This is a genomic window from Orbus hercynius (assembly GCF_003634275.1).
GTDB lineage: Bacteria > Pseudomonadota > Gammaproteobacteria > Enterobacterales > Orbaceae > Orbus > Orbus hercynius.
In genome coordinates, this window is the sequence record NZ_RBWY01000002.1 from 395,565 (window position 1) to 414,083 (window position 18,519).

Consider the following 18,519-nt stretch of genomic DNA (forward strand, 5'->3'; position numbering starts at 1 on the left):
TTCACCCAATCGCGATGGCAGACGGCTTACGTTTTGCGATCCGTGAAGGTGGACGTACCGTTGGTGCGGGTGTGGTTGCTAAGGTTATTAAGTAATCTTACCATTACACTTTGTATAAAAAAGACCGCAATGCGGTCTTTTTTTATTTTTAATATTGCGACTATCTCTGAAAAGCCACTGCCATATGATGGATTGCGTCATACTATAAATAACAAAATAAAAAAATAAAAAAGTACATTATGATCTGAATAGTTTACTAAATTAGTCGGTTATTTAGTATAATATGAGAACATAAACAATTAACACATTAAATTAGGAATATATAATGAAGGTTCTTTGCTTAACATCAAGCATTTTAGATGATTTTTCTATTTCAAATGGATTAGTCAAAGAGGTAATGAGTCATCTTAAGTCTAAAAATAGCCATCTTACGATCACTGAAAAACACCTAGGTGAGCAGCCTCCAGCGCATTTAACAGCAGCAGTATTGACCGCAATAAGAAGCGGCGATATACACCATTTGACAGAACAACAAAAACAAGTGTATCAAGAAATTTTGCACGCAATTGATGAACTTAAAACGGCGGATATGATAATCATAGGTGCGCCAATGTATAACCTCAGTGTTAGTAGCGGTTTAAAAACATGGATTGATCAGATTTGCCAAGCTGGATTGACATTTAGCTATACTGAGAATGGACCTAAAGGACTGGTTAATAATAAACCCGTTATCATTGTCTCGACGCGTGGTGGGATGTATAGTATGGCGCCATACAATGTATTAGATCATCAAGAATCTTATCTACAGGCGATTTTAGGCTTAGTTGGCATAACTGATATAAAATTTATTCGGGCTGAAGGTGTAAATATTAGCCCAGAAATGAAAGAGCAGGCTCTTAAACAAGCACGCCTGGATATTTTGTCACTATAAAAAACAATAATGAGATAAAACCATTTGATTTTATCTCATTTATCGTGAATTATTCTTCAATTTCTAAGGCAATTTCCGACAGAATAATGCCCGTATTATCCGCATAGATAAAATCACCAGAAAAGAACGTCACACCTGCAAAATTAACTTTTATGTCGGTTTCCCCAATACCTTGATCTTCAGCGCCGACAGGAATTGCTGCGGTTGCTTGAATACCAATTTCAGCGTCAGCTAGATAATCGACTTGCCTTACTGCACCGTAAATGATGATACCTTGCCAGCTATTTTGTACTGCAATATCCACCAACTCACCATCAAGCAATGCACGACGTACTGAGCCACCACCATCAACAACCAACACTTTACCAGTACCATCATTTTGTAATACTTCGTATAGCAAACCATTATCTTCAAAACATTTCACGGTCACAACTTGCCCTGAAAATTGACTAATGCCACCAAAATTAGTAAAAATTGGTTCAACAACATTAATATCTTCAGGATAAAAGTCGCAAAGCACTGATGTATCGAAATCCATATTACACCTCACTATTTCAAAAATTTATTTCACTAGTATACTGCCAAAGTGATACAGATAGCAAAATTAACTCCGATTACCGTCAGCTAAACGTGAACTTACGCAATATTTAGTTGGTATCAGTTAGCAAATTTCATGTCTGATCGGAGAAACTATTGTTAAAATCAAGGATTTCGGCTATTGTAATGCCAATTCTTGACACCGATCGCGGAGATAATAGATGCACTGTCCTTTTTGTAATGCTGACGATACCAAAGTCATTGATTCTCGTTTAGTGAGCGAAGGATATCAAGTTCGCCGTAGGCGCCAATGTAATGAATGCAACGAGCGTTTTACCACATTTGAAGTCGCTGAACTTATCATGCCAAATGTGATTAAGCGCAATAAAATTCGCGAACCTTTCAATGAAGAAAAATTACGTAATGGTATGAAGCGTGCATTAGAAAAACGCCCAGTATGCTCTGATGCGATTGAGGATGCAATTACCCGAATCAAATCAAAATTACGTGCAACTGGAGAACGAGAAGTACTGGGTAAACTCGTTGGTGATTATGTCATGGAAGAGCTCAAAAATTTGGATAAAGTGGCCTATATTCGCTTCGCTTCGGTCTATTTTAGTTTCGATGATATTGAGCAATTTAGTAAAGAAATTGCTAAATTACAATAAACCTCATTATGAATTATTCATCTCATTTTACTGACAGCGACCGTTTGTATATGGCAGAGGCGATCGAGTTAGCCCAGTTTGGTCGCTTTACCACCCCACCCAATCCAAATGTTGGCTGCATTATTGTCAAACATAATCAAATCATTGCAACTGGGTATCATCGTCAAGCCGGTCAACCTCACGCCGAAGTATATGCTTTAAGGCAAGCCGGTGATAGGGCGCAAGGGGCAACGGCATATGTCACACTAGAACCCTGTAGCCATTTTGGTCGAACGCCGCCTTGCGCTGATGCGCTTATTAATGCTGGTATCACTCGGGTCGTCGTTGCGATGCAAGATCCCAATCCTAATGTTGCCGGGCAAGGCATCAAAAGGCTGCGTCAAGCCGGTATTCAAGTTGACGTCGGGTTACTCGCTGATGAAGCACAGTTAATAAACCGCGCATTTTTAAAACGCATGCGAACGGGTATGCCTTATGTTCAGCTAAAATTAGCAACTTCGCTAGATGGCAAGATTGCCATGGCCTCTGGTGAAAGTCAGTGGATTACTTCACGTGAAGCTAGGCAAGATGTGCAAGTGTTTCGTGCGCAAGCAAGTGCTATTTTAAGCACTCGCGCAACCGTGCAAGCAGATAATGCTAGTCTAACGGTGAGGCACCATGAGCTACCGCCAAATATACAACAGATTTATCCTATTGAGAGTGTTCGCAAGCCAGTACGTGTGATTCTTGACAGCCAAAATCAACTCACAGGAGATGAAAATCTCTTTCAACAGTCAGGCAAAATTTGGCTAGTGCGTAAGCAAAATATCGAGTTTAATCAGCAAAATACAACCGTGTTAATTGAGTCTTCGGCAAGCAAGCATATTGATTTGTATTTATTATTAAAGCAATTAGCCTTGCAGCAAATAAATTCGGTCTGGGTCGAGGCGGGTAGCCACTTAGCCGGTGCTTTGCTTGAACAAAATCTGGTTGATGAGTTAATTATTTACTATGCACCTAAACTACTCGGTCATAATGCCTTAGATCTGTGCTTTTTACCCCATTTACATCAACTCGCCTTGGTGCCAGAGTTCGAGTTTCAATCAGTACAGATGGTCGGGCCAGATTTACGTTGCATTTTAACCAAGAAAAGCCTGTGATCGGCTTTTCTAGTCGTTAGAGCCCATTTAGTCATTTTGTGCCTGCAAAATCGCTAATAGGTCGGCAGGGGTTTGGACCTTTTTGATCCGCGCTAGCGTGTCCTCTGCGATGACTGCATGAGTTAATTGCCGTAGTACATTGAGGTGCTCATTGGCTTTAGCGGCGATACCAATAATCACATAAGCGATATTGCCCTCGTCATCCCAAACGATTCCCTGCGGACAAAACAAGACATGCACACCCGTTTTGAGTACGCTATCGCGCTTTTCGGTTGTGCCATGAGGGATCGCGATACCATTGCCTAAAAAAGTGGAGATTTGTTCATCACGATCAAACATTGCTTGCACATAATCGGTTTTGACTAAGTTTGCCGCAATCATGTTTTCTGCGACGGTTTTTATCGCTTGCTGCTTGCTACAAGACTGGTTAATGAAGGTAATATCATGTTGATTAAGCTCGAGCGTATTCATTTTTGACTCCTGGTTATAATAGGCGGGTATGATGCTCGCCTATTGATTGATCATTTAGCGCGCTATGACGCTGAGTTTTCGATTTTGATGTATACGACTGAAGCCCAATAAAATTGCACCCACAAGTGCACCAATAAAGATACAGCCTACCCACATCAACGGTTTATTCACTAATGGTAATACCAAAAAGCCACCATGTGGCGCAGGTACTTGAATTTCAACCAAAAACGTTAATACCGCGGCAATTGCTGAAGAGAGCATCATAATTGGAATCACCCGAATGGGATCCTTTGCGGCAAACGGAATGGCACCTTCGGTGATATGGGTTGCGCCTAATACGTAATTGACAATGCCGGCTGCTCTTTCATCTTCACTAAATGCCTTACCTCTAAATAGCGTGGTGGAAAACGCGATAACAAAAGGGGGGACAATACATGCTGCTGAAACGCCGGCCATAAAGAAAAAGTTACCTTCACCTAATAGCATCGTGCCAGTGACATAGGCCGCTTTGTTCACTGGGCCACCAAAGTCAAATGAACACATGGCACCAATGACAATACCGAGTAAGATCGGATTGGCGGTTTGTAACGAAGATAACCAAGATTTCATGCCATTATTGATTGCGGCAATCGGTTCCCCTAATAAGAACATACCGGCTCCAATAACAAAGACACCAATGAGCGGCATAATAAAAATCGACTTAAGGCCTTCAAACTGGCGCGGTAGGTGATCCAGTAATTTTTTAACATAAAGCATAAGGTAACCCGCGGCAAAGCCAGCAATAATGCCGCCAAGAAAACCCGCTCCTGTGACATTAGCAATCAAGCCACCGACAAATCCTGCCACCATGCCGGGTCTACCGGCAATTGATGAAGCAATAAATGCGGTAAAAACTGGCACCATAATGCCAAAAGCTTGTCCACCGATTTTCATCAACAGCGCAGCAAAGGCATTATATTGTGCGTTTTGTGGATCGGCCGAATAGATGCCCCATAAAAATGAAAGTGCAATTAATACGCCACCCGCCACCACGAAAGGCAGCATATTCGAGACGCCGCTCATCAAATGCTTATAGATTTGGCGGCCAATTGATTGTTTAACGTGAAGACTATCGATTGTATTGGCAGCAGGGGATTGATTTCCTTGCCGAATGGGTACCTTGCCCGCTAATATTTGCTCGATTAAAGCGTTAGCTTTGTGGATACCATCTTTAACCGGCACCTCAATGACGGCCATGCCATTAAAACGATCGACATTGACATCTTTATCGGCGGCAATAATCACGCCAATTGCATCAGTAAGGTCAGCATCGGTTATCGCGTTATCGATGCCGCCAGCACCATTGGTTTCAACTTTAATGTCAACCTGAGCTTTTTTCGCCGCCGATTTTAATGATTCTTCGGCCATGTAAGTATGAGCAATACCAGTTGGGCAGCCGGTTACTGCGAGTATTTTTTTCATCATCATTCCCTTATTTGATTTGGGTTACACTGAGCTGTGTCATGTAACGATCAATGTTATTCAGTTGCCCTAAGCCATCCGATTCGGCAACATTGGCACCTGTTGCCGATGCCTTTTTCATCGCCAGTTCGATATCGGTTTGTTTAGGTAGCCAAATACTTAAAAATGCTGCTAAAGATGCATCGCCAGCACAAGCCGAACTCACCAACTCAATCGGCATCGCATCACAAAACCAGATCTGTTTACCGTTTGAGAAATATAGACCATTCGCTCCCATCGTTAATAAAACGTGTTGCGCACCTAGTATATGTAAGTGTTCGAGGGCAAAAATGATCTGCTCGGTAGTGTTGGTTTCTAAACCAAAAATCTCTTTTACTTCATCGTTGTTTGGCTTAATTAATAACGGTTTGTAAGCAAGTAAATCACTGAGTTTTGGGTGACTAATATCTAAAATAAAGTCGATATTTTTTTGCTGGCATAACGCTAAAATAAGATCATAATAATCGGCGTCGATATTGTTTGGTAAGCTGCCACTCATCACCAAATAACTATTATCATTTAGCTCTTTAAGCATCGATAGCATTGCCAATTTTTTCTCATCAGCAATAAAAGGGCCCTTACCCACTAATTTGTATTCGGTGATGGTGTCATTAATAAACACATTTATACGAGTAATATCATCGACCCAACAGGGAATGGTTGTTATCTTGCGTTTATGCAGTTCATCAACAATATATTTGCCGGAAAAACCACCAAAGAATCCGAGCGCCGTGGTGTCTTGACCAAATCGATTGAGGACGATTGCAACGTTAATAGCCTTACCATTGGGACTATACTCAGTATGCTCTGTTCGATTAACGCTGTTGGGCGTTAATGCTTGGCAGCGAATGTTCATATCGATTGCAGTATTGAGCGTGAGCGTATATATCATAGCTGTCTCCTTTAAAGTTTACCGGCACTACCGCAAGTATCAATAATTTTGGCGACGATATGTTGCATCGCGGCTTTCGCCGGTTTCATATAGTCACGAGGATCATTCGCCTCAGGATGGTCAATAAAATATTGTTTGAGCGCATCTGAGAAGGCAATTTTTAATTCAGTGGCGACATTCACTTTACAGATGCCTCGTTTAATACATTCACGAACATCGTTGTCAGTTAAGCCTGATGCGCCGTGTAATACTAGCGGCACATCAACCGCAGAACGAATGTGTGACAAGCGTTCAAAGTCCAATTTTGGGGTCGATTTATACATGCCATGAGCGGTACCAATGGCAATGGCTAAGGAATCAATACCGGTTTTATCGATAAATTCAGCTGCTTGTTGTGGATTGGTATAAAGGGCATCTTTACTATCAACGATGAGATCGTCTTCTTGGCCACCAAGTCGACCTAACTCGGCTTCGACGCTGACATCAAAGCGGTGAGCGTAATCCACCACCTGTTTTACAATCGCAATATTGTCGCTAAACGCTGCATGAGAGCCATCAATCATCACCGAGCGAATGCCTGAGTTGATTTTATGGGTGATATCGTCATAACTCTCATGATGATCAAGGTGTAAAGCGAGGGGCAGTTTATGTTTGGCCGCGAGTGCACCAGCAATGGCAATAATGTTTTCGGTTCCAGCATAGCTATAGGTACCTGGAGTACCAGCTAGGATAACTGGAGATTGATACTCGGCCGCTGTCGCCACAATGACTTGCATCGTTTCTAAATTATGAATATTAAACGCAGGTACGGCATAATGCTCAGCTTGGGCTTTTTTTAACATTTGTTGGCTTGAAATAATAAACATCGTATTTTCTCCATCAATAATTATTTTCATAATGAAAGTTATTTTTAAAATATATATTACAAAATATAATTTATTTGCTGGAAATACAGTGATTATCATCACATAAATGCATTTTAACTTTCATTTTAAAATTTATTATTTAATTTTAATTTTATTTCGAAAGTTATTTTTATATAATGTGTCTATCGATTGGTGTGTTGCAATCAAGAAAGCGAGCTTGACCAATATTAGTGTTGATTTTATGATTAACGAATCCATGTCGTTATTATTTTGATTATAGGGAAAGTAAAGTTGGCAAGAGCATCTTCTGCATTACTCAAACGTAGGTTAGATATCGCCGAAATCGTCCGTAAACAAGGCGAGGTTAAAGTCGATGAACTCTCCGAGTTACTCAATGTTTCAGGGGTGACGATTCGACAGGATTTAACTTATCTTGAGCAACAAGGTTATTTAAAACGTTCATTTGGTGGGGCGATTTATCTCGCACCAGAGGGCAGCGCCAGTACCGATCACCGATCAACTGAGCGTTATCAGCAACCGATTGACCATCAAAGTGATATTGAACTCGTGCAGCAAAGCCTGAATTATATTCAAGATGGTGATACGTTATTTTTAGGTCATGGCCAGTTAATTCGTAAGTTGATTCCATTTTTATATGGTAAAAAAGGCATCAAATTGATTATTAATGATCTGGCTAATGCTTTGCTAGCAAAAGAGTTTACTCAAGCAGAGGTCATTATTGTTGGGGGAATGCTAGCGGATAATAACCTTATTCAAGATGACAATGTGCTGCGGTTTATTATAAGCCAATACCCGATTTCGCGATTTATTATTGAAGTTGCAGCAATGAGTCGTGATAATGCGTTAATTATTGAGAATAGTGAACAGCTCAAATCTTATCAGCAAGTGCTTAAGCATGCACAGCAAACGATTGCTATTTTACCGCAGCGATTGGTGAATGATGCTCACAATAGTGTCGGTAAATTAAAAGACGTAGAGATAGCTATTTTATCCAGAGCTGCTGTCGCGCATTACCACCAGCAGTTATTTGATTGCTATTTTACACAAAGCTATGCGACTAAGCATAGTATTACCTATCAAAATAAGCAGGAGGCATAATATGAATTTTAAAATTTGTACTATGGGGGAGCTTCTTGTTGAGTTCTTAGCAAAAGAACAACATCAACGCTTTGATGAAATTGGCGAGTTTATCGGGCCTTTCCCGAGCGGTGCTCCGGCTATTTTTGCCTCACAAATCGCTAAACTGGGTTTTCCCGTTGTGTTCTTTAGCTGTGTTGGTAAAGATGTTTTTGGTAAAATGTGTGTGCAACGTTTGAAAGCCGATGGCGTGATTATCGACGGTATATCTACGCATCATAAAGCCACAACTGGCAGTGCTTTTGTGAGTTATAAGGGTCACAATGAACGCGATTTTATTTTCAATATTCCCAATAGCGCCTGTGGATTATTATCATTTGATCATATCAATGAAAATTTATTAAAAGACTGTAATCACTTGCATGTGATGGGGTCATCGCTTTACTCATTTAGGGTGATAGATGCGATGCGTAAAGCGCTTGATAGGGTCAAAAATAACGGTGGCACTATCTCATTTGATCCTAACTTACGTAAAGAGATGTTCGATATACCTGAGATGGAAGCGTCCTTTGATTATATTATGGATTATACCGATATCTTTTTACCAAGTGAAAGCGAAGTCAGCTATTTTGCGAGTCAATCAGGCGAAAGTGAATACCAAACCATGATGACATTGCTGGAACGGGGAGTAAAACATATTGTAGTTAAGGGCGGAGCTAAAGGGGCGAATTATTACGGCAGGGATCAACACAATAATGTTCAGACTTTGCAAGTTGAAAGTTACGGCGTTAATGCTGTCGATCCCACCGGGGCCGGTGACTGTTTTGGTGCGACATTTGTGAGCCTAATGCTAGCAGGATATGATGTCGAAAGCGCATTGCAGTATGCTAATGCGAGTGGTGCTTTAGCCGTATTACAAAAAGGGCCAATGGAGGGCACATCAACATTGGCACAATTACAACAGTTTATCGCTTCACAGGCATCTTAACACTATTCGATAAACCGATAACTATCACCTAGCGCACTACCTTGTGGGCCAAATAGACGCAAATTCTGATCGACTGCATTCATTGATTCCCAGTGGTTTGTGCACCAATCGGGCGCGAGTAACGTTGGCTTGCGTGCATTAGCCGAAATACGGTGATAAATAATGTGTTTGGGCGTACGGCGAATTATATCGCCAGCAATATCAACGTACTCATCAAGGGTTAAAACCGATTGCCGGCCAGCGCGCCAGGCTTTGGCCATAATACTACCTTCAACAATATGTAGTGGATGGAGTTTTAATCCATCAACACCGGTTTCTAATACTTTATCGAGCGTGATTAAACTGTCTTGCTTCGTTTCTTTAGGTAATCCAACGATTAAATGGCTACAGACTTTAATGCCTAACTGACGTGCCTTTTGAGTGGTTTGGTGATACTGTGCATAAGTATGACCACGATTAATTTCATGCAAAGTTTTATCATTGGCGGTTTGCAGACCAAGTTCTAACCAAACTTCATAACCTTTATCCTGATAGCGGGCTAATAAGTCTAGCGCCTCATCAGGTACACAGTCAGGTCTTGTGCCAACACAAAGGCCGACGATATCGGCATTTTGCAATGCTTCTTCGTACATATTTTGCAATATTTCCACTTCGGCATAGGTACTGGTGTAAGCCTGAAAATAAGCTAAATAACGCTTAGATTTTTTCATCTGTGAAGCTTGATGAAGCAGCTGATCGGCAATTGATTTGACTTGAATCGATTCATCGATAATTGAAGCAACATTACAAAAAGTGCAGCCACCTTTACCGAGTTCACCTGTACGATTGGGGCAGCTAAATCCACCATGTAAGGTTAATTTATAAATTTTTTCGCCATAGCGACGAGCAAGGTCAGCCCCAAAGGTATTTACGACGTGGTGTAATTGCATAATTGCGTATTCTAATGAACTTGAGGATAAGTGCGATATTATAGTCGTTAAATACCGCGATGAATACTGTTAATTAGGCCGATATAAACCGCACAATGTGATTTACCACTGTTTATCATTAGCTAAAATTTAATGTAATGACAAATCTGGCTCCGCCAAGTGGGCTGGTCATCACAAAGGCTTTACCCTGACAATACTCGGCAATCAATTTAACGTAGGCAAGTCCCAATCCATAACCCCCTGTCGATTTTGTTCGACTGGTATCAAGCCGCGAAAACGGTAAAAATACTTTTTCACGAAAATCCGGCGGAATACCCGGCCCATCATCATCGATAACAATAAACAGTAAATCACTATTTTTATATAAACGGATAGTGACTTTACTGGCGGCATATTTAAATGAGTTAAGTAGCAGATTTTTTAGTACGGTTTCAACGAGTAAGGGATCAAGTGTGACGATTTCATCATCAATTTGATAATCGAGTTCAAAATTTTTCGGTTTAAATAACTCAAGGTTATTAATCACCGTCATTGCCCATGTTTTTAGTGGTACGGTAGTGACATTTTTCAGTAATTGGGTCTGTTGTATTTTAAAATAATTCAGGCTGGTATTAATCAGTACTTCTAACTCTTTTATATCATTGTTAATTTCCTTAATGAGACGGTATTTTTCAGGTTCGTCGTCAGTATTGGATAACATTTCAATTTCAAAGTTCATGCGCGCAAGTGGCGTGCGCAGTTCATGTGCCATCGCATGTAATATAATACGGTTACTTGATACGAGCTTTTCAATATGATCGCACATAGTATTGAGTACCACTGCAAGTTGTTTAAATAGCCAACTTTGTGCTGGTTTGGCTCTGACCTTTAAGTTCCCCTTACCCAATTCATTAACGGTGATACTCATATTTTTAACATCAATCCATAAATATGAGAAAGTAAAATAGAGCAGGATACAAAATGTCATGGCACTAAATCCCGCAAAGAGCAGTAAATAGCTAAAGAATGATAACAAATTACCATCGAGTAGATCATTATCATCGATAGGGCCTAAGCCTAAAATTTGTCCGGATGCTAACGTGGCATATATCGTATCTGTTTCACCATCATAGGCGATGGTGTATTTATCAAGATCACGCTTGGTCATTGATGAGAATGCGGTATTGGTCGGAAAAAGTTGTAATCGAAAACCAAATTGTGGTTCAAGATCATCGAGTACTTGATTGACGGTGAGCTCCGGATGAGCTTTGATATGTTCACGAATCAAATAAACAGTGCCTTGGTGTGACCTGCGTTCAGCGACTCTATCATCGGGTAGGCCGGTTATCGAGTAGGGTAAGGAGATAAAAATATTTAGTGCACCGTACGCTACCACTGATTGCATCAGTAATGAGATAATAAAATACAAAAATAACCGCTTAGTAAAAATTCGGTTGCTTTGCTTAATTGGATTTATCGTTGTCAATCTAGCTCTCCATCAGGGCAAAAAAGATAACCTTTACCTCGCACGGTTTTGATATATTGTGGATCATCAGGATCATCAAGTAATTTTCTGCGTAATCGAGAGACTTTCGCATCGATCGAACGATCGGTACCGTCAAAATCAATGCCACGCATTTGATTGAAAATATGATCGCGTGATAAAATTTTGCCGTGAGAATTGGCAAACAAATATAACAGATCAAATTCAGAGGTGGTTAAATCTAATAATTGATGATTAAGTGTAGTGGTGCGATTACTGGGATTAATCACCAGATGACCAAACGTAACAGATTGATCGGGCTCATTAAGCGAAGTATCCGTTTTATTTAGATCAATACGCTCTGTTGGTGCATTGTCGTTACGGCGCAGTAGCGCTCTTACTCTTGCCAGTAATAATCGCGGCTCGACCGGCTTGGCTAAATAATCATCTGCCCCAATTTCTAAACCAAGAATTTCATCAATACTATCATCATTGGCGGTCATAATCAGAATTAAGCCATGATAATTAGCGCGAATATCTCGGCAAATATCAAAACCTGATTTTCCTGGCAGCATCACATCTAAAATGAGCAAATCAGGCAATATTTGATTGATTGCATTTTCCGCGGTATCGCCACGATTATGCGAAAACACCTGATAATTAAATCGAGATAAATAGGTAACGATTAGCTGAGTCAGTCGTTCATCATCTTCAATAATGAGTATTTTATTATTCATGTCATTACGTTAATTTAAAATGCTTTAAATTTAAGACAATAACGGATGCCATATTGCCCCTCTGTTACAAAATCAACACAAACTCACTAAATTGTTTGTTCGCAAACTACGTTAAAATCACTATCAATTAGTCGGCGATGCCAGTAGTGTAGTTTATTTGAGGGAAGAAATATAGTATGAGTACTTTTTTTTCAATATCAGATGCTGTGTATTTATCAAAAAAAGAGACTTATTCATTACAGACAAATAGTCCCATTGTTTTGTGCGATTTTGATGGCACGATTTCGTTAGATGATGTGACCGATACCCTGCTTGCGCATTTCGGCCAAGATGGCTGCGATGAGCTTGAAGCGCGTTGGGAAGCGGGTGAAATTGGTTCTCAAGAGTGTATGAGTAAACAAATTGCTTTACTAGATGCTTCTTTAGATGAAGTTAATCAAGTATTAGCGGGTATTGAGATCGATCCATACTTTAAGGCGTTTGTACGCAGTGCTCAAGACAATAATATAGCGGTCCATATTGTGAGTGATGGATTAGATTACGCAATCAAAACGATTTTGGCTAATCACCAATTGGATTTTTTACCAGTTTATGCCAATACGTTATTGCATGATAATGTACGTGGCTGGAGCTTACAGTTCCCCTACAGTGATGTGAATTGTCAAAAGCAAAGTGGCAATTGTAAATGTTCTCATGTACGCAAACAGTGCAAAAACTTTTTTCCAATTCTGTATGTCGGCGATGGGTCCTCTGATTTTTGTGTGTCCAACAAAGTTGATTACGTGTTTGCGAAAGATAAGCTCATTGATTTTTGTCAGCACAATCAGATTAATCATCGGCCAATTAATAGCTTTGACAATGTGATCGAATTGATTCCAACCATTCGCAAAACATTTCAATCACGGCTAATGAGATCGCCATTAACCAATGCGGAATACAATGAAGGGTTAATTTTATTATGATTCAAGATTCTACGTTCTTTTTACCCGGTAATCGTAATGGTGTATTACTCATTCATGGCTTAACGGGTACGCCAACCGAAATGCGCATTATTGGTAAAGGATTGAATAAAGCCGGATTTACTGTTTATGGTATGCAGCTTGCCGGTCATTGTGGTGATGAAAATGATCTTGCACAAACAACATGGCAAGATTGGTATCGTAGCGTTGAACGAGCCGCTGATTTTCTGTTAGCGGAAAAGATTGATAACCTATTTGTTGCAGGACTATCAATGGGCGCGGTATTGTCACTGAAATTAGCTGCGGATAGACCAGAGCAAATTAAAGCGGTTGGCGTTTATGGTGTCACGTTCTCTTACGATGGTTGGAGTATTCCTTGGTGGGCAAAACGTTTCTTTTTCTTACTTAAGTTACTCAAAAAACTCAATCTTTTTCAAAAGGCCTGTTTTACTGAGCAGCCACCTTATGGACTTAAAGATGAACGTATCCGAGCAACGGTATCGGAAAGCATGCTAAGTGGTGATAGCGCCTCAGCGGGGCTTGCCGGTAATCCCTTTCCTGCGCTAGCGGAGATGTTATATTTAGTAAAACAAGTTAAACAGCAATTGCCACAAGTCACCGCACCGTGCTTGATCATGCATTCAAGTCATGATGATATTGCTAATATTAATACCAATGCGCGCTTAGTACAAAAACGGATAAGTGGGCCGAGTAAACTCGTCGAGCTTGATGAAAGTTATCATCTTATTACCATTGACCGGGAACGACGAACCGTTATTAATGAAAGTATTGATTTTTTTAATGCGGCAATCGCACCAGCAGTAACGGGTGCTGATAACAATGTGCAAGGAGCGAGATAATGTCACTACTGGCGATAGCATTATGGCTTGCCAATATCTCTTTTGATACATTGGGGCAAATTTCATTCAAATATGCAGCTGTCACTAAACAAGATAGTGAAGGTTTACAATATTGGAAAGCATTATTTCGTAATTATTGGGTCTGGATTGGGATTAGCGCTTATGTTGCTGAGTTTCTACTTTGGCTGGCATTTTTAACATTAGTTCCGTTGTTTCAGGGCGTTTTAATGGTGTCACTTAATATTATTACGGTCATGATTGTGGGACGAATATTATTTAATGAAAAGCTTACTAACTTGCGTATTATTGGCATGGCTTTCATTATGGTCGGTGTGATTTTTGTAGGAGCAAGTTAATGCGTAAGTTTTATTTGATTGGTTTTGCACTATTACTTTTTTTTGATACGGTTGCACATTGTAGTTTTAAAATGACGGCATTAGTTGCCGAGCCATTAGAGGCGAATACAGATTGGTTATGGCGTGTGTTTAGCCAACAGTGGGTTTATTTGGCGATATTCGGTTATATTTTAACCTTTTTTACGTGGATGACCTTATTGAGAAAGGCCCCAATTGGGCCTGCTTTTGCCGCTTCACATTTAGAGGTAGTCACGGTGATGATTGCTTCTGTTTGGCTTTTTAATGAACAAATTACACTAACGCGGATATTAGGCGCACTGTTTATTGTCACGGGCATTATTTTTCTAGCTTTTGCAGAAAAACAGATCTTGGAGCAAAGTGCAAAACGTGACGCGCCGAGTAATGTGTAATGATTAAGTAAACATTATTGGGGCAAAATGTTACACAAATGATACATTAATGCTCTACTGTTACTGTCTGTTTGCCTCTATCATGCCGACGGACACTAAATTTCATTTAATTTTTGGAGTAAAACTATGAGTAAACCAACCGCTGACTTAGTGAGTCAACTTCCAAGCGATGAACAATTGTTAGCAGATGAAGCTAAATACTGCTCTTATGGTGACACTGTCCACTATGCCACTCCTGCAAAGATTTTTGTTGGTTGTGATGGTAGTTATATGTACGATCGAGATGGCAAACCTTACCTTGATCTACAAATGTGGTACTCCGCATGTAATTTTGGTTATTCAAATAAACGTCTTGATGATGTATTAAAAAAACAAATCGATACTTTGCCACAATGTGCAAGCCAGTACTTACATCCAACTAAAATTGAATTAGCGAAAACTATTGCGCAAGATATGGAGCGTAAGTTTAATTTACCAGGTCGCGTTCACTTTAACGTCGGTGGTTCACAGTGTATCGAAGACTCATTAAAATTAGTGCGTAATGCGTCAAATGGTAAAAGCTTGATGTTTGCTTTCGAAGGCGGCTACCATGGACGTACATTAGGTGCTTCATCAATTACATCAAGTTACCGTTACCGTCGTCGTTATGGCCATTTTGGTGAAAGAGCGATGTTTATCCCTTTCCCTTATCCATTCCGTCGCCCTAAAGGTATGACTGCAGAAGAATACGGTGATCACTGTGTGAATCAATTTGCGCGTTTATTTGAAACAGAATATAACGGGGTTTGGGATCCAAAAGCCAGCCAGTCTGAATACGCGGCATTTTATGTTGAGCCATTACAAGGTACCGGCGGTTATGTTGTTCCACCACGTAACTTCTTTAAAGGTTTGAAAAAAGTTCTTGATCAGTACGGTATTTTAATGGTTGTTGATGAGATTCAAATGGGCTTTTACCGAACAGGTAAATTATGGTCGATTGAACATTTTGACGTTAAACCTGACGTGTTAGTTTTTGCTAAAGCATTAACCAATGGTTTAAACCCATTAGGCGGAATGTGGGCGCGTGAAGAGTTAATTAACCCAACGATCTTCCCAGTTGGATCAACTCACTCAACCTTTGCATCCAACCCAATTGGTACAGCGTTAGGTTTAGAAGTCATGAAAATGACTCAAGAAACTGACTATGAAGCGATGGTAATGGATAAAGGTGCTTATTTCCTTGACGGTCTACGTGAACTTGAAAAACGCCATAAAGAGATCGGTGAAGTGGATGGTCTTGGGCTTGCATTACGTGCGGAAATCTGCACTGAAGATGGTTATACACCAAACAAACCGTTACTTGATAAAATGTTTGATCTTGGACTTGCGGGTAACTTAGATTGGAAAGGCCAAAAAATGGGCTTAGTACTTGATGTGGGTGGATATTACAAAAATGTTATCACCTTTGCACCATCACTACATATCAGTAAACCTGAAATTGACCAAGCAATCGAATTATTGGATCAATTGTTAACACTTGCTAAAAAATCTTAATCTAACATACGGCTATCTCAATAACTGAGATAGTCTTTTGTGACGATAACCGCCGTTATACTCTGTTCTTGCCTGCTTAACGTGGCGTAAGAATATAAATTGAGTGCGTGTACCGCCTCACATTTAGCTGATTTTGAGAATTCACATGCAGTATTTAAATCAATTAGAACCGAACGAACTTGTTAATAACTTTTTAGCTAATCCGCCTGTCGATTTTATTGCATGGAAGACGGCTGATGGCCTACCAATGTTTGAGGCTAGGTTCGATTTATTAACAACTCTGGAGCCTGCATTACGTACTAAGCTAATGAAGTTACCGCTTTATCGTATATGGGGTAAATGGCTCTGTTTCAAAACTGCGTTTATTGGTACAACTGTATCGGAATATGCACTCTTACCATCGGATATGATTGCCCAGACAATCGCCCAAGTTTTAAAGGCAGATTATGCTAAAAAATATGCCTTTTTAATTGTTAAAGATTTACCTAATCAATCGCTATTATTGGATGATAGGGCCAATACGACCAGTGCTGTATTGGCTCAGCAGTTGAAACAACAGCAGTTTATTGCCGTAGAAGGACAGGCTTTAGCATTTGTACCATGTGATTTTGCCTCTATCGATGAGTACTTATCTCGCTTATCTTACAGCCGCCGTAAAAACTTTCGGCGTAAGTTAAAAGCGGCTAAAGATCTGGATGTCAGAATTAAGCATAGTGGTGATGCGTGTTTTTTTGAACACGCTGAGCTCGATTATTATTATCAGCTTTATTTAAATGTCTACCAACAAAGTGATATCCATTTTGATTTGCTCAGTCCGCAATTTTTTCAAACACTATTACAAGATAAGCGTAATAATAGTGTAATTTTTACCTATTACCACAATGATCAGCTAATTGGTTATAATATCTGTTTTATTGTTAATGAGACGTTAGTTGATAAATATGTAGGATTTGTCTACCCTGACTCCTATGATTTTAATTTATATTATGTTAGCTGGTTCTATAATTTACAGTTTATGCTCGATAAGCAGCTAAAATATTATATTGCCGGTTGGACCGATCCAGAAGTGAAATCTAGTTTAGGTGCAAAGTTTACTTTTACCCAACATTTTGTGCATATTCGTAATCCGATTTTAAGATGGGTTTTATCTCGATTAAGTAAATATTTTGAAACTGACTCATTGCTATTAGAGCGAGAGCAACACAACAAAAGTAATCAAAAAGGTTAATAATAATGAAAACTCCAATTATTCTTAATTTTGATAATAGTGTTGGTCATATTGCTGGAGCATTAAATATTGACCTATCGGCTTATCAAGAACAGATCCGTTTTGGTTGCGCTAAACGGGCTTATCAACAATTAGCGGATTATTTAACCCCTAATTTACCGACTAATAACCTTGGTACGGTACTGATGGGCAGTGGTGATTATCATCATTTGAGTTTATTTTTGATCGAGCGATTAGCCAAAGATTATAGCGCAAAAAATCCAATACAAGTTGTTGTATTCGATAATCACCCAGATAATATGCGTTTTCCATTTGGCATTCACTGTGGTTCTTGGGTTAGTCACGTGGCAAAACTTCCTTTTGTCCATCATGTTCATGTGATGGGCATTTCATCGGGTGATATTGGTGCCGCTCATGCTTGGGAAAATCGATTACTGCCGTTGTATCGTAACAAACTCAGCTATTGGATCTTAAATCGACCGGTGAATTGGCCAAAATATGTCGGGCTTATGAAAGCCTTTCACTGTTTTGATTCGGCCGATGAGCTGATTTCGGCATTTATTGCACAACAAGATAAAATGGCGCTGCCGACTTACTTGTCTATCGATAAAGATGTATTAAGTGAAGAGATCATCAAAACCAATTGGGATCAGGGGCAGCTACAAACTTATCATTTGATTGATACGATTGCCGCACTAGGAAGTCACATTATTGGTAGTGATATTACCGGTGAGTTGTCATCTTATCATTATAAGACTGCATGGAAACGCTTATTAAGTTCACTTGATGGTCAAGTTGAAATTCCCGCCAATAAGCTAGCAAAATGGCAGGCAGAGCAACATCAACTGAATTTAGACCTGTTACAATTACTCAATGAATAACGCGATTTGCTGCCGCTATATTTGGTATTTAATATCGCGGCTACAATCAGATCTTATTCTGCACTAAAATAGTA

Annotated in this window: 21 protein-coding genes; 13 read left to right on the forward strand and 8 right to left on the reverse strand. The window is 39.8% G+C overall.

The window, feature by feature from the left end:
- A partial coding sequence (locus DES39_RS11135) for an EF-Tu C-terminal domain-related protein (protein ID WP_211324656.1) occupies positions 1 to 95 on the forward strand: 95 nt, incomplete at its 5' end.
- A gap of 230 nt (positions 96 to 325) precedes the next feature.
- The gene (locus DES39_RS07430) at positions 326 to 931 is read left to right on the forward strand and encodes an FMN-dependent NADH-azoreductase (protein WP_170143366.1); all 606 of its coding nucleotides are present in this window, start codon (positions 326 to 328) and stop codon (positions 929 to 931) included.
- 49 nt (positions 932 to 980) lie between these two features.
- On the opposite strand, the gene rraA is transcribed toward DES39_RS07430, so the two are convergent.
- Positions 981 to 1,469 carry a ribonuclease E activity regulator RraA gene (gene rraA / locus DES39_RS07435; RefSeq protein ID WP_121145144.1) on the reverse strand — a complete coding sequence of 163 codons (489 nt, stop codon included), beginning with the start codon at positions 1,467 to 1,469 and terminating at the stop codon, positions 981 to 983.
- Positions 1,470 to 1,689: 220 nt separating this feature from the next.
- On the opposite strand from rraA, the gene nrdR reads away from it, so the two are divergent.
- A complete protein-coding gene (gene nrdR / locus DES39_RS07440) occupies positions 1,690 to 2,136 on the forward strand; it encodes a transcriptional regulator NrdR (RefSeq protein ID WP_121145145.1) in 447 nt (148 codons plus the stop codon).
- Positions 2,137 to 2,144: 8 nt separating this feature from the next.
- A complete protein-coding gene (gene ribD, locus DES39_RS07445) occupies positions 2,145 to 3,275 on the forward strand; it encodes a bifunctional diaminohydroxyphosphoribosylaminopyrimidine deaminase/5-amino-6-(5-phosphoribosylamino)uracil reductase RibD (RefSeq protein ID WP_121145146.1) in 1,131 nt (376 codons plus the stop codon).
- Between the two features lie 27 nt (positions 3,276 to 3,302).
- On the opposite strand, the gene DES39_RS07450 is transcribed toward ribD, so the two are convergent.
- The 4 genes from DES39_RS07450 to DES39_RS07465 are packed head-to-tail and all read right to left on the reverse strand — an operon-like array spanning position 3,303 to position 7,004.
- Positions 3,303 to 3,746, reverse strand: a complete 444-nt coding sequence (locus tag DES39_RS07450) for a PTS mannitol transporter subunit IIA (protein WP_121145147.1) — start codon at positions 3,744 to 3,746, stop codon at positions 3,303 to 3,305.
- 54 nt (positions 3,747 to 3,800) lie between these two features.
- Entirely contained in the window at positions 3,801 to 5,207 is a 1,407-nt protein-coding gene (locus tag DES39_RS07455) for a PTS fructose transporter subunit IIC (RefSeq protein ID WP_121145148.1), read from the reverse strand.
- Between the two features lie 10 nt (positions 5,208 to 5,217).
- Positions 5,218 to 6,138, reverse strand: a complete 921-nt coding sequence (gene pfkB / locus DES39_RS07460) for a 1-phosphofructokinase (RefSeq protein ID WP_121145149.1) — start codon at positions 6,136 to 6,138, stop codon at positions 5,218 to 5,220.
- Positions 6,139 to 6,149: 11 nt separating this feature from the next.
- Complete coding sequence (locus DES39_RS07465) at positions 6,150 to 7,004, reverse strand: tagatose bisphosphate family class II aldolase (protein ID WP_121145150.1); 855 nt, start codon at positions 7,002 to 7,004, stop codon at positions 6,150 to 6,152.
- A gap of 291 nt (positions 7,005 to 7,295) precedes the next feature.
- Between DES39_RS07465 and DES39_RS07470 the strand changes: the two genes are divergently transcribed.
- Positions 7,296 to 8,123: a DeoR/GlpR family DNA-binding transcription regulator gene (locus tag DES39_RS07470; RefSeq protein WP_147405425.1), complete on the forward strand. Its 828-nt coding sequence runs from the start codon at positions 7,296 to 7,298 to the stop codon at positions 8,121 to 8,123.
- Position 8,124: 1 nt separating this feature from the next.
- The gene (locus tag DES39_RS07475) at positions 8,125 to 9,090 is read left to right on the forward strand and encodes a sugar kinase (protein ID WP_121145152.1); all 966 of its coding nucleotides are present in this window, start codon (positions 8,125 to 8,127) and stop codon (positions 9,088 to 9,090) included.
- 2 nt (positions 9,091 to 9,092) lie between these two features.
- On the opposite strand, the gene mnmL is transcribed toward DES39_RS07475, so the two are convergent.
- The 3 genes from mnmL to DES39_RS07490 all read right to left on the reverse strand — a co-directional run bounded on the left by mnmL (position 9,093) and on the right by DES39_RS07490 (position 12,218).
- A complete protein-coding gene (gene mnmL, locus DES39_RS07480; protein WP_121145153.1) occupies positions 9,093 to 10,019 on the reverse strand; it encodes a tRNA modification radical SAM protein MnmL/YtqA in 927 nt (308 codons plus the stop codon).
- A 118-nt stretch (positions 10,020 to 10,137) separates the two neighbouring features.
- Positions 10,138 to 11,484: an ATP-binding protein gene (locus DES39_RS10940; RefSeq protein ID WP_121145154.1), complete on the reverse strand. Its 1,347-nt coding sequence runs from the start codon at positions 11,482 to 11,484 to the stop codon at positions 10,138 to 10,140.
- The gene (locus DES39_RS07490; RefSeq protein ID WP_121145155.1) at positions 11,481 to 12,218 is read right to left on the reverse strand and encodes a winged helix-turn-helix domain-containing protein; all 738 of its coding nucleotides are present in this window, start codon (positions 12,216 to 12,218) and stop codon (positions 11,481 to 11,483) included. Before DES39_RS07490 ends, DES39_RS10940 begins: the two co-directional genes overlap by 4 nt.
- 176 nt (positions 12,219 to 12,394) lie before the next feature.
- Between DES39_RS07490 and DES39_RS07495 the strand changes: the two genes are divergently transcribed.
- The 7 genes from DES39_RS07495 to DES39_RS07525 all read left to right on the forward strand — a co-directional run bounded on the left by DES39_RS07495 (position 12,395) and on the right by DES39_RS07525 (position 18,445).
- Positions 12,395 to 13,180, forward strand: a complete 786-nt coding sequence (locus tag DES39_RS07495) for an MtnX-like HAD-IB family phosphatase (RefSeq protein ID WP_121145156.1) — start codon at positions 12,395 to 12,397, stop codon at positions 13,178 to 13,180.
- The gene (locus DES39_RS07500; RefSeq protein WP_121145157.1) at positions 13,177 to 14,037 is read left to right on the forward strand and encodes an alpha/beta hydrolase; all 861 of its coding nucleotides are present in this window, start codon (positions 13,177 to 13,179) and stop codon (positions 14,035 to 14,037) included. Before DES39_RS07495 ends, DES39_RS07500 begins: the two co-directional genes overlap by 4 nt.
- On the forward strand, positions 14,037 to 14,393 hold the full coding sequence (locus DES39_RS07505; RefSeq protein ID WP_121145158.1) for a DMT family transporter: 357 nt from the start codon (positions 14,037 to 14,039) through the stop codon (positions 14,391 to 14,393). Before DES39_RS07500 ends, DES39_RS07505 begins: the two co-directional genes overlap by 1 nt.
- Positions 14,393 to 14,803, forward strand: a complete 411-nt coding sequence (locus DES39_RS07510) for a DMT family transporter (protein ID WP_121145159.1) — start codon at positions 14,393 to 14,395, stop codon at positions 14,801 to 14,803. Before DES39_RS07505 ends, DES39_RS07510 begins: the two co-directional genes overlap by 1 nt.
- A 126-nt stretch (positions 14,804 to 14,929) precedes the next feature.
- The gene (locus tag DES39_RS07515; RefSeq protein ID WP_121145160.1) at positions 14,930 to 16,336 is read left to right on the forward strand and encodes an aspartate aminotransferase family protein; all 1,407 of its coding nucleotides are present in this window, start codon (positions 14,930 to 14,932) and stop codon (positions 16,334 to 16,336) included.
- A gap of 145 nt (positions 16,337 to 16,481) precedes the next feature.
- Positions 16,482 to 17,564 (forward strand): GNAT family N-acetyltransferase, encoded by a 1,083-nt coding sequence (locus DES39_RS07520; protein ID WP_121145161.1) that lies wholly within the window; start codon positions 16,482 to 16,484, stop codon positions 17,562 to 17,564.
- 5 nt (positions 17,565 to 17,569) lie between these two features.
- On the forward strand, positions 17,570 to 18,445 hold the full coding sequence (locus tag DES39_RS07525) for a hypothetical protein (protein ID WP_121145162.1): 876 nt from the start codon (positions 17,570 to 17,572) through the stop codon (positions 18,443 to 18,445).
- The last annotated feature ends 74 nt before the right edge of the window (positions 18,446 to 18,519 follow it).